At 31.4% G+C, this 12,542-nt stretch carries 10 protein-coding genes; 8 read left to right on the top strand and 2 right to left on the bottom strand.

The genetic code is table 11. The annotated features are described in order from the left end of the window. Positions 1 to 277 precede the first annotated feature (277 nt). Complete coding sequence (locus BWZ22_RS13400; protein ID WP_076697790.1) at positions 278 to 1,855, bottom strand: IS1182 family transposase; 1,578 nt, start codon at positions 1,853 to 1,855, stop codon at positions 278 to 280. 214 nt (positions 1,856 to 2,069) lie between these two features. On the opposite strand from BWZ22_RS13400, the gene BWZ22_RS13395 reads away from it, so the two are divergent. The 3 genes from BWZ22_RS13395 (at position 2,070) to BWZ22_RS13385 (ending at position 3,982) form a co-directional block, all read left to right on the top strand. Next, on the top strand, positions 2,070 to 2,498 hold the full coding sequence (locus tag BWZ22_RS13395; protein WP_157607973.1) for a hypothetical protein: 429 nt from the start codon (positions 2,070 to 2,072) through the stop codon (positions 2,496 to 2,498). 496 nt (positions 2,499 to 2,994) lie between these two features. Beyond that, positions 2,995 to 3,210 carry a helix-turn-helix domain-containing protein gene (locus BWZ22_RS13390; protein WP_076700773.1) on the top strand — a complete coding sequence of 72 codons (216 nt, stop codon included), beginning with the start codon at positions 2,995 to 2,997 and terminating at the stop codon, positions 3,208 to 3,210. Between the two features lie 4 nt (positions 3,211 to 3,214). Next, a complete protein-coding gene (locus BWZ22_RS13385; RefSeq protein ID WP_076700770.1) occupies positions 3,215 to 3,982 on the top strand; it encodes a SinI family restriction endonuclease in 768 nt (255 codons plus the stop codon). Here BWZ22_RS13385 and BWZ22_RS13380 read toward each other — a convergent pair. Next, the gene (locus tag BWZ22_RS13380) at positions 3,946 to 5,223 is read right to left on the bottom strand and encodes a DNA cytosine methyltransferase (protein WP_083692356.1); all 1,278 of its coding nucleotides are present in this window, start codon (positions 5,221 to 5,223) and stop codon (positions 3,946 to 3,948) included. The two genes, BWZ22_RS13385 and BWZ22_RS13380, sit on opposite strands and share 37 nt — an antisense overlap. 363 nt (positions 5,224 to 5,586) lie before the next feature. On the opposite strand from BWZ22_RS13380, the gene BWZ22_RS13375 reads away from it, so the two are divergent. The 5 genes from BWZ22_RS13375 (at position 5,587) to BWZ22_RS13360 (ending at position 12,540) form a co-directional block, all read left to right on the top strand. Then, entirely contained in the window at positions 5,587 to 5,973 is a 387-nt protein-coding gene (locus BWZ22_RS13375; protein ID WP_083692355.1) for a helix-turn-helix domain-containing protein, read from the top strand. Between the two features lie 170 nt (positions 5,974 to 6,143). Continuing rightward, positions 6,144 to 6,266, top strand: coding sequence for a hypothetical protein (locus tag BWZ22_RS17005; protein WP_256371282.1), 123 nt, complete (start codon positions 6,144 to 6,146; stop codon positions 6,264 to 6,266). Between the two features lie 92 nt (positions 6,267 to 6,358). After that, positions 6,359 to 7,846, top strand: a complete 1,488-nt coding sequence (locus tag BWZ22_RS13370; RefSeq protein ID WP_076700765.1) for a radical SAM/SPASM domain-containing protein — start codon at positions 6,359 to 6,361, stop codon at positions 7,844 to 7,846. 23 nt (positions 7,847 to 7,869) lie between these two features. Further along, positions 7,870 to 10,299 carry an outer membrane beta-barrel family protein gene (locus BWZ22_RS13365; RefSeq protein WP_076700763.1) on the top strand — a complete coding sequence of 810 codons (2,430 nt, stop codon included), beginning with the start codon at positions 7,870 to 7,872 and terminating at the stop codon, positions 10,297 to 10,299. A gap of 21 nt (positions 10,300 to 10,320) precedes the next feature. Further along, positions 10,321 to 12,540 (top strand): peptidase domain-containing ABC transporter, encoded by a 2,220-nt coding sequence (locus BWZ22_RS13360; RefSeq protein WP_076700760.1) that lies wholly within the window; start codon positions 10,321 to 10,323, stop codon positions 12,538 to 12,540. Positions 12,541 to 12,542: the final 2 nt, after the last annotated feature.

Raw genomic sequence — 12,542 nt, 5'->3', positions numbered from 1 at the left:
TAAATCTAATACTACGTGCTTAATTTCTGGAAGAGTAAGAATTTCAACATTATAAGTTTTTAAACGGTTGTGAGTATAAACTAAAAGACAATCAGACGAATAGTCAGTGTCGACCAAAGAAAAGTCATTTTCTAAAAGGTATTGTTCTATTTCGGATTTTAATTTAGACAATGAAAAAAAATAAATAACTGGGTACAACAACGGTAACCGTTGCACAAGCCCATAATGTATCCTAAAATTATAATTAGAAACCGTCTTTTAAAGGCGGTTTCTGTTTTTATAGACTTAAAAATTCTGGTGTTTTAAAAGGCTTTAAAAGCATGTTTATAAGGTTGTAAAAGGTATTTTTGAGACTAAAATAAAGCGTCTGTGCCCCTGCTCCGCTTTTAGTACGTTTTTCTATGAATTTCATATATTTTTTAAGGTTGTAGGCTATGGCAGAAAGTTGCATGCATTTATTGGCCTGCTCAATTCCAATGGTATTCACTTTTCTTAGGCCCATAAATTGTGTGAGCGTACCAAATACAGGTTCTACGGTGCTCTGCCTTTTTCCTTTCATATAACGCCCTTGGTTGCTTTCTACCCGGGCTATGTTACGCTCATATTCCGAGCGGTAATAGGTAACGGTAAACTTCTTTTCCTGTGCCGTTTTCCCTAGGCATGCAGTGCGTACTGGACAGTCCAAACACAACGGTTTTGAGCCGCGGTATTCCTTCTTCTTGGTGTTGTTCTTTTTTTCTATAAACACTTTTTTAAAGGGGATGATTTGGCCTTGAGGACATGTATAATAATCTTCCTTTTCGTGATAGGTAAATCCATCCGGACCGCCCTTATAAGTGCCGTGGGCGGGTATAAAACTTTTTAGGCCTATTGCCTCTAGAAAGGCATAATTCTCGCCGCTGCTATAGCCCGTGTCGGCCACACAATTTTCCCAAACCAGTGCCGCTTTCCAAAGCCGTTGTTTTACCCGCTTAACGATATCTGGTAAATGCTGACTGTCTTTGCCATCGGCATGGTACGCTCTTATATCACTTATCACATGGTTTGCCGTATCTACTGTAAGTTGACTAAGGTAATTGAGTTTTCTTGCCTTTCCCGGTTTTACACTGATGCGCGCATCCGGATCGGTGGGACTGTAATGGGTCTTGTTACTGGTATAGCGACTGCCTTTAGCACCAGCTCCTGGACGTGCATCTTGATCCTTTGCCCATTTGGCATTACGCCTTTTTATGGCCTGTAATTCTTTCGTAGAAGCCGATAAGGTTTGTTGGTCTTTATCGGCCTTGTTTGCTTTAGATTGCCTTAAGGGCTTCTGTTTATCTCGATGGCTGATGTTACGAATTTCCCGAAGATGCCCTTCTAAATCCTCTTCTGGCACTTTCAGTTCTAAAGTATCCATAGAAGCATTGGCCTTTACAGGGGCGGAATCTATGGTCTGGGTATGGCCGGCAACCATACCTGCCGAGACACATAGCCCAAATATTTTTGTGAAAACAGATTCAAATACCGCTTCTGGAAATAGTTGGCGTGTACGGCTTATAGTAGAATGCCACGGTAATTCTTCGTCGATATCATAGCCTAAAAAATACAAGATATCCAAGCGCATGCTACAATGTGATATAAGCTTACGGTCGCTTGTTATATTTTCTAAATAACCAACCAAACATAGCTTAAAGAATACAACAGGGTCGATGCTTTTTTGTCCGCTTGATCCATAGAATTTCTGAGTCCTTTTGTAAAGGAAATTAAGGTCGATAGCTCCACGAAGACGTCGGTAGAAATTCTCTTCTGGTACGCGGTCGCTTAGCCTAAATTGATTGAATAGCTTTTCTTGAAATATTTTTGTGCCTTGCATTATTAAATATACGAAATTTCTGTATATTTAGCAAGTCTTGTGCAACAGGCACAACGGCTATAATTCATTGCTTTTTACAGCGTACTTGGAAAATTACAGTTTGTCATTGTTTTTCGTTGACCAAATTTTAACGGCTAGACCACGCAACGAAATCATAGCCAAAACCGTTGGCATCCATTTGAACGCCAGTAACAAAGATACAAAAAATATAAATATGAAAACAGAGGAATATTATAATCAATCTGACTTTAAAAGGTTGTCCGATTTACAAAAAGCATCTGAAAAATCTATGGATAATGAATATGTTAAACTATTTAAAGGAAAGGAGCATCAATTCTTATCTATATTAATAAAAAACATACTTGAATTAAAAGATTTTAATAGTATTAACAGAGCAATAAATGAGTATAAGGTTTCTGTAAGAGAAAGAGATTTAGATATGTTAAGAGTTTTATACAGTGGAAAACAAAAAGATTACGAAGATTTAAATGATTATTGGAAGAACGAGGTTAGTCACATGGGAAAGGCTGTATTAAAAGAAATACCTTTTAAAATAGTAATAGAGTATTCTGAAAATAATATTATTCATAAGGATTACGAATTTCATTTAAAATTGTTTCAAGAGCTTGGAATCCGATATTAATATAACCTATTGGGGCGTGTAAACTTTCATTTTCTAACAACTCTTTATTTTCTAAAATGAAATCGATATTACTTTTAATTGTTTCAATGTTTTTTTTAATTCCCGAACACCCTCTTTTCGCTATTTCGTAATCTGTTTCCTCTTTAATTGAATTTGACATATAATTTGAATAAATAACGACTGACAAAAAAACGTATGCCAACACCGTATAAAATTAATTGCTTAAACTTTTTTTACTTTGGAAAAGATTATCCTTTCTCAAAGTAGTTGCTAATTTGTTTTATTCGTGATTGCACACGCAACTAATCTTATACAATCACGTTGTGTTTCATACTGAACCAGCCACATATTTTAGCACTTTCGGTTTTTCCAACACACTATTCCAACGCTCTAAAAACCAAAAGAGCTAAAATTTCCCAACGCTGAATTCGAATGCTAACTATAGTCTGTTGCTTAAGATGAATACTAAAGTTAGCTTTGCATACTTTAGTTAGCAATGGATTCAAAACAAAAAATACTGATAAAATTTGGAGAAAGAGTTCGTGAAATTCGAAAGGAAAAAGAACTATCGCAAGAGGAATTAGCACATAAAGCTGATTTACATCGAACATATATTGGTATGATTGAAAGAGCAGAAAAAAATATTACTCTTGTCAATATAGAAAAGATTGCTAATGCTTTAGAAGTAGAAATAGCAAATCTTATAAAATAATATTATGCCAAGAAAACCATTATCAACATTTGACAATCTTAATAAAGAAGAGTTACTGGAAATAGTCCGAAATGAAGCTGGTGATAGAGTTAGTGATTCGTTAATTGTTGTTGCTAATAGAATAATTGAAATACCCGAATATTCTTGCACTATAAATATAAGAACTGGTGAAGATGTTTCTGATTTTATGAAAAAATGGACTAACAAGTTTATAAATGGTTATAACAATAGACCATCTCAAAGAACGAGTAATCCAATCGGAACACAACACGACCCAATTTTAGATGAAATTATATCAGCTCGTATACATCACACAACAGATGACCTTGAAAGTATTAAATACGGTCATCGTTTATCAATGTCAGCAGAAAATATTGCAGGTGCTTTTCTTGAAGAATATATTGCAGAAGAATTAATATCTCAAGGTTGGCATTGCTGTTGGGGAGAAACTATGAAAAGCATTGACTTTTGTAATGTTGATGGTCAATTACTTCAAGTGAAAAATAGTGATAATAGCGAAAATAGTTCTAGTAAAACAGTAAGAGATGGTACACCTATCAAACATTGGTTTAGACGGTTTTCAAGAACTGGAGGAACAAATTGGAATGCACTAAACGAATTAGTAGGGATTGACAACGAAGAAGATAATTTGAATGAAGAATCTTTCAAAGCATTTGTTAGAGAATCAGTAAGTAACAATCCTGGTTCAATATTTTTAGAAGAAGAAAGCCCTTTTTATGGTAATGAAGAAGATTCAAATAATGAGAGTTGATTTCTCTCATTCTCCTCTATTAATTTTTTAGCTCTTTTTTCGAAATCTAAAATAAAAGATTCATTTGATGTATTCAAGTAACGAGAATATTTGAAATTTGGAATATTTTCTACTTTTTCATTTTTCGATAAAGAAATTATAAGTTGACCAATTGCCTTACCAACACTTACTGGAACTGCATTACCAATTTGCTTATACTTATTAATCAAACTGCCTTTGATTTCCCATTTGTCTGGAAATTCTTGAATTCTCTTGTACTCTAATACACTCAATGGTCTATCTTCTTCTGGATGACCTAAATCAGTTGCAGGCATTGCAGGATGCGTAACAAGTGTTGGCGATGGCTTATCCCAAGAAAGTCTTCTAAAGAAACCTGTTTTTCCACCACCTAAATAGTAAGATTTTCCAAGTGCTTCTTTTTGTAACTCTTCTGTTAGATTACGCCAATTTTGACCAGCTTTTAATAAGCGATAATATTTTAAGCGTTTTTCTGGAAATTTGATGAATTCATTATTATTACCATTCAAACCTTTCAAAGCAGTCTTTAAAACTTTCCATTTTTTTAAACCAAATTCACCATCTTTTGAATGAGTTGGCTTTAAATAAGGCACATAATCGTTCACTCTTGAACAGACTATAATAACTCTTTCTCTACTTTGTGGAGTTCCATAATTGGCAGAGTTGTATAAATTAAAAGACAGTTCATATCCTGCTTCACGTAATCTATTATAGATATAATACATTGTCGCACCTTTAAGCTCTTTCAACTCAGGTGGTAAGAAAATCTCTTCTTCTTCTTTCAAATCAATGGAGTAAGTTGCAGACAACAAACCTCTTACATTTTCTATTACAGCAAATTTTGGTTTAATGTTTTCTATTACCTCAATAAATTTTAGAAATACATTTCCTCTCTCATCAGCTAATCCCATTCTTTTTCCTGCCGAACTAAAAGCTTGGCAAGGTGGTCCACCAACTATTAAATCAACTTCTTCTCTACTTTCTAATCCTGCATATTCTAAAATCTCATCGGTAGAATAATTTCGAATATCGCCAATAAGTCCAATTTTAGGATTGTTTGCTACAATGGTTTCACGACTTGATTTATCAATCTCACAAGCTAATAAAGTTTTAAAGCCAACTTTGTGTAATCCAATATCCAAACCCATTGCACCACTAAAGAAACTTAATAGTTTTAGGTCTTTTTTATTCGAGTTTTTAACTTGTGATTTTCTGTCGTCCATTACGCTAATTATAGTATGCAAATATATGTATATAAATTGGAATTGCCAAACGCATAAAGCCATACACATTTACAATTCGCTACAGCCACCACACAACCCAAAAATAGTAAAAGAGTATGTCTTTGCCAACGCTATCAGCAGAACGAAAAAAGTACGAAAACACAACAACGTGTATAAAACATAGCTATTACAGGCTTTCCGAAAGGTTTTTGTATATTTACAAAGTACGCTAAATTTTTTATTTGGTTATATTTATAAAAGAAAATTAAACATAAAAATAAAAAATTCGGCTCGTGCTAAATCCGAAAAGTTAGCGTTTATTTATACGCTACGTTTCATACACAAGACCGTTGTACGCAAGCTATGCCAACGCTAACAGGCACATTTGTTTTTTTGATGAAAGTCAATATAATAACAAGAAAAATTGAAGCAAAAAAAACAAAAGAGCCTGTTCCAACCGCCAAAAAGAGAGTTATGAATAAAAAACTTAGAACATTACGACTGCAAAAAGGCTTATCACAAGAAAATATTGCATTTGAATTAGGTATTTCTCAAAAAGCCTATTCTAAAATAGAAAACGGTGAATCTTCATTAAGCCATGACAAAATGATTAAAATTGCTGAAATATTAGGAACTACCCCAAAAGAAATCTGCCCTATTAATAAAGAATGTTCTCAAAATAATTCGAATTATCATAAGCTTTTAAATTATCTAAAAGAAAAGGGTATAAAAATACCAGACTTAAAATAATAATAATAATCTTAGTACTAAAAGGTATATTTTAGTACCTAAAGTTCTTGACTACCAGCGCTTTCATCCTTTATCTTAGCGCAAATAAAGAAATATCTCACCTAAGAGTAGTAATAAATGGCGGAAATCGAAAAGCCAGCAATGAGTAGGTATAACTTAAATCTTGTATGATGCAAAAACTTGAATTATTTGAACTAATGAAAGTTCGAGGAGGAGTAAAAGAACTAGAAATAGCAGATGGTGGTTGTAAAAAGAAATGCTGTAAAAGAAAATGCTGTAAAACAAATGCTTAACTATTTTTAGAAATGTTTACTATATCATTGACTGATTAAAAAAAATCGGTCAATGATATTTTTAACTTATTATTATAAAAAATACCACCGAAATGAATTTTAATTTAGATAAAACATATTCAATAAACCCTGATTACTTATTAAGACATGATATTCATAGGACATTTATTGTTTCAAGGGAGAGAGCTAAACATGAAAGCTCGTTTAGCTGGAAATCAATGATACATCCCATTCAAGCACAAATATTTTCATTTTTTACACACGGAGAAACTCTAGAAAAATCAATAAAAAACTTGAGTAAACATTTAGGTATAAGTATTGAAAACTCGCTAAACTTAATAAGCTCGTATATAGAAAATGAGGATGAATTTAAAACAGAACTTGAAGATGTAGAATTTTATATCCCTAAAAACTTCATTATAGAAGGAAAAGAAACATACAAGCCATATAATGTTAATGACTTTTCATACGAATCCTTAGATTTTTATGGAAAAAGGATGTATTCTGGTCCAATGGATGTAACATTAATGGTTACTAATGATTGTGCAACCGATTGTATTTATTGCTATGCTGATGTTAAACATAAAGTAGTTAATCATTTGTCGCTTGAAAACATAAGAAAAATTATAAAAAACGCATACGATTTAAACGTAAATGACTTTGGTTTGCTTGGTGGAGAAATCTTCTTTTACCGAAACTGGAAAGAAATATATATAGAGTTAAAGAAACATGATTTTTTCCCTGAAATTCTATCAACAAAATACCCTTTAAATGAAGAACAAATTCTCTTTTTTAAAGATTATGGTGTAAATAAAATTCAAATTTCTTTAGACAGTATCAATAAGCAAACTTTATTAAAGTTATTAAACACTAGAAAGTCATACATACCAAAAATTTTCAACACTATAGCACTTCTTGACAAACATAATTTCGATATTCAAATAGCTATAACATTAACAAAGCATAATGGTTCAATTTATCAAATTACCGAAGTTTTAGACTTTCTTTCAACTTATAAAAATATCGACCAAATAGATATTGGTCCTGCATTTTATTCTTTATACCTCGAAAATAATTTTGACGAATGGGGTATCTCCAAAGATAATTTTGATTCGCTCGTAAATCATTTTATGAATGAAAATCAGAAGGAATACAATTTTGACATCAATTTTGATACATCATATACTGAAAGAGGGTTTTACAGTTGCTATAAAGGAAGTAGTCATTTCCCTGGTGGTGCTTGTACTGCTAATAGAACTCATTTGTTTATTTTACCAGACGGAAAGGTAACGATTTGTGAGCAATTGTATTGGAATGAAGATTTTATTATAGGAGATCTAACAAAGCAAAGTCTGGAAGAAGTATGGAATTCTCCTAAACCCTTAAAATTAGCTAATTTAGAAAAAGGTGATTTTTCAGATTTGAGTCCATGTAAAACATGTAATAATTTTACTTCATGTCACACAGATGTTAACAAATGTTGGGTTGATATCATTAAAGCTTTTGGAAAAGAAAATTGGGATTATCCAGATCCTAGATGTGCGTATGCCCCTAAAATGGTTAATAACATTCAATTTTAGTAATTGACCTATAGATAATATATATGAGGAATCATTTGCAAACTTCTTGTTTAGCCTTCTCTATAAAAAAAACAATTACATACATTTTCTTATTATCAATAAATTGTTTTAGTTATGGACAAACTTACACAGGAATTGTTTTAGACTCAGAAAAGCAACCTATAGCTTTTGCTAATGTCATTGTACAGAATAATGAAGGAACTTTAATTACAGGGACTACAACGGATGAAAAAGGTAAATTTGAGGTTTTAATTAAAGAAGTGAATTACCCACTTACTTTAGAAATCAGTTTCATTGGGTATCAAAACTGGAAGAAGGAATTTATTTCAACAGCAAATTATGACCTAGGTATAATTACACTTTTAGAAGATATAAATGAATTAGAAACTGTTACGCTTTCAGTAAAAAAGCCAACGATTAAGCGAAAAGTAGACCGATTAATTTTTAATGTAAAAAATAGCACCATTTCGTCTGGAGGTGATGCATTTGATATCCTAAAAAAAACTCCAGGGATAAGAGTCAATAATGATGAAATAAAATTGATAGGAAAAAGTAATTTAAGAGTTCTTATTAACGGTAGACTATCTCCTCTAACAGGCAATGATTTAAACAATTTCTTACATTCAATCAGTTCTGATGAGATATCAACAATTGAGGTAATTACTAATCCTCCTGCCAAATATGAAGCCGCTGGTAATAGTGGTTTAATCAATATTGTTTTGAAAAAAGCTAAGAGTAATTATTTCGGTGGAAACATTAGGACTACATACCAACAAGCCACATTTCCAACTGGATTTATCAATGGTAGCATGACATATCAAAAAGATAAATGGTCAGTTTTTGTAAACACTAACATGGGTAATGGCTCAGTGGAGGTAGATGAAGATAACAATATTTTCTATCCAACCCAAACATGGGACACAGACTCTAAAATCAGATACTACTCTGATTTTTTAACAGTGAGAACAGGAGTTGACTATGATTTTAACAACAAAACATCTATTGGTGTACAATATTTAGGAACAGATAGCAATCCTAATAATACAGAAAGGACATTAACAGCATTATTTGATAACTCCAATACTATAGATTCCCTATTAATTACAAACGCCAACACAAAAGCAAATACAGTATTTCACTCTTTTAATACACATTTTAAAACTGAGTTAGACACTTTAGGAAAATCAATGGCTATTGATTTAGACTATTTTACTTATGATAATTATTCTGATAGATTGAATGATACTGATTCGTTTCTATCAAATGGAGATTTAATAGCAAACTCTAATGAATTATTTAATAACACTTCCAATCAAGATATTACAACTTTTAGTTCTCGCATAGACTTTGAATGGCCTACAAATTTTGCGGAAATTGAATTTGGAGGAAAACTTTCATTTATAAAAAATTATAGTGATGTAACAGCCTTTATTTTTGATGGACAAGATTTTATTTATGATGAAAGCCAATCAAATGAATTTGAGTATAATGAAAACATACAAGCAATATATACTAGTGCGAATAAAACTATAGGCAAATGGGATTTTAAGTTAGGGTTTCGGCTAGAACTCACACAAACAGAAGGAAATTCACTAACGCTAAATCAAGTAAATAAAAATAAATACAACAATATTTTTCCAACTGCATACATTTCATACAGTCCTAACGACAACCATTTCTGGTCGTTGAATTATGGAAGGCGGATAAATCGCCCTACTTACTCACATCTAAATCCGTTTCGATGGTACTCAAATCCTTTTTCTTATACAGAAGGGAATCCATTTTTACAGCCTTCATTTATAAATAATTTTGAATTTTCAAACCTTTATAAAGATAACTTTAATACTTCTGTTTATTTAACAACCATAACAAATGGTTCTGATCAAATTACTTTAGTTGAGCCTGATTCCAACATCCAAGCAACAATCCGTAAAAATTTTTTAGATCAAATTAGTTTTGGTTTAACCCAATCTTATACATTTGATAAAATAAATTGGCTTGAAAGTTATCTTCAATATGACTTAAATTTTTCAAAAATTAAATCAAGTAGCATAAATACAATTAAAGAGCAAGATGGTTTTAATTTCTATTGCTCAGTAGATAATTCTATCATTTTTAACTCTAAAAAAACATTTTTTGGAGAGGTTAATTTTTGGTATGCTGCACCAGGTATTGATGGTGTAGACTATTTGGCTACAACTTATAATTTTGATGTAGGATTAAAAAGTTTGCTTCTAGAAAAGAAACTTGAAGTTAGTGTTACTCTAAATGATATTTTTAGAACACAAGTAGATAGAATAACAAGCATAACAAATAATATTACACAAGAATATAGAAATTACTATGATAATAAACGCTTACGCGTTTCTTTAAAATATCAGTTTGGGAACAAAAAATTAAGAAGTAAGAGAAGAAAATTTAGTAATGAAGAAGAAAGAAAAAGATTAAACTAAATTATAATCAGATCCTAAAAAATGAAAAAAATAACTTTGTCAATTCAATACGACACTATGGATTGTGGTCCTACTTGTATAAAAATGATTGCAAGTTATTTTGGCAGAAACTATTCGCTACAGTTTTTACGCAATCTTAGTTATATTTCTCGTGAGGGTGTTTCTTTATTGGGTATTAGTCAGGCTTTAGAAAAAATAGGTTTTGAAGTTACAGGAAGTAAATTAAATTTAAAAGAGCTAACAGATGAATTTAAGCTTCCTTGCATACTACATTGGAACCAAAACCACTTTGTTGTATTACAAAAAATATCAACTTCTCTTTTTTCAAGCAAACACTATTACCATATTGCAGATCCTGCTCACGGTTTTATTAAACTTAATGAAGAAAGTTTTAAAAAATCATGGCTTCAAGAAAATGATAGTGGAATTTCTCTTTTTATAAACCCTACCGAAGAATTTTATAAACAAACACCCGAAAATGAAAACACATTAAATATAAAATACCTTTTTAAGTATCTCAAACCTTATAAAAAACAGTTGGCTTTTATGTTCCTGTTTTTATTAATAGGCAGTGGACTAACACTCATATTTCCATTTCTTACCGAAGCACTAATAGATAAAGGTGTAAACCAAAAAAACCTAAGTGTTATCTCTATAGTTCTAATGGCACAATTAGCCGTTTTTTTTGGCACGATTGTTATTGATATTGTTAGAAATTGGCTAACACTCTACGTAGGAACTCATATAAGTATTACTATTATTTCAGATTTTTTAAAAAAAACACTGCAACTGCCTATTAAGTTTTTCGATACAAAATTAATGGGAGATTTTAGGCAACGGATTCAAGACAATGACAGAATAGAGGAATTTTTAACCTCTCAAAGTTTAATTACGTTCTTTTCTATTATTACGTTTTCAGTGTTTTTTTGTGTACTATGGTACTATGACTTTAAAATTCTATTGATTTATGTAGCTCTTACCACATTAGCGATTTTATGGTCACTCTTTTGGTTGAAAAAAAGAAAGATTCTCGATTATTACCGTTTCCAACAACGAAGTGAAAACCAAGAATCAATTTACGAAATGCTAAATGGAGTCACAGAAATAAAACTCAATCAATTTGAAAATTTTAAACGTAATCAGTGGGAACATATCCAACAAAAACTCTTCAAACTTAATACAAGAATCTTAAAGTTAGATCAAATACAACTTTCAGGCTTTGAGTTTTTTAACCAACTAAAAAACATTATCGTTACTTTTTTGGCAGCGACTTATGTAGTGCAAGGTAGTATGACTTTAGGGATGCTACTTGCCATTTCCTACATCATAGGACAAATGAATTCTCCAGTTAATCAATTAGTAAGTTTCTTTCGTTCCTTACAAGATGCCAAGCTTAGTTTAGAGAGATTAAATGAAGTTCAAAATCACCCTATTGAAGAGATAAACACCGTAACAAATAAAAATATCAAGCCATTATCTGTAAATAAATTGAATACGGCTCAAGATGGAATTAATATTCAAAATCTTAGCTTTCAATACGAGGGTCCAAAATCTCCTTTTGTCTTAAAAGATATTAATTTTTTAATTCCGCAAGGAAAAATTACAGCAATAGTTGGTGCAAGTGGAAGCGGAAAAACTACCTTAATAAAATTATTACTACGCTTTTACAATCCAACGGCAGGAAATATATATTTCAACAGCGAAAATATAATTGAGCTATCTCCCAAAAGTATTCGTGAAAACTGCGGTATTGTAATGCAAGATGGATATATCTTTTCTGAAACTATAGAAAGAAATATAGTCATAGGGGACGAAAACATTAATCAAGAAAAATTAAAAAAAGCCTTAAGAATAGCTAATATAGAAGATTTTATAGAGTCCTTACCTCTAAAGTTACAAACAAAAATTGGTGTAGCAGGGAATGGTATTTCTGGTGGTCAAAAACAAAGAATTTTAATCGCTCGCGCTGTTTATAAAAATCCACAGTATATCATATTTGATGAAGCAACAAGTGCTTTGGATGCTGAAAATGAGAAAATAATTCATGATAACTTACAAGGTTTTTTCAAGGGTAAAACTGTTGTTGTTGTAGCTCACAGGTTATCAACAGTAAAAAACGCCAATAAAATTATTGTATTGAACAAAGGAAAAGTTGTTGAGCAAGGAAATCACATTACTTTAGTAAAAAACAAATCATACTATTTCAATTTAATTAAAAATCAGCTAGAATTAGGTAATTAAAA

The sequence above is a fragment of the Seonamhaeicola sp. S2-3 genome (genome assembly GCF_001971785.1).
In the GTDB taxonomy this organism is placed as follows: Bacteria; Bacteroidota; Bacteroidia; order Flavobacteriales; family Flavobacteriaceae; genus Seonamhaeicola.
Note: the sequence above shows the minus strand (reverse complement) of the source record. Positions and strands in the feature narration are given on the sequence as shown.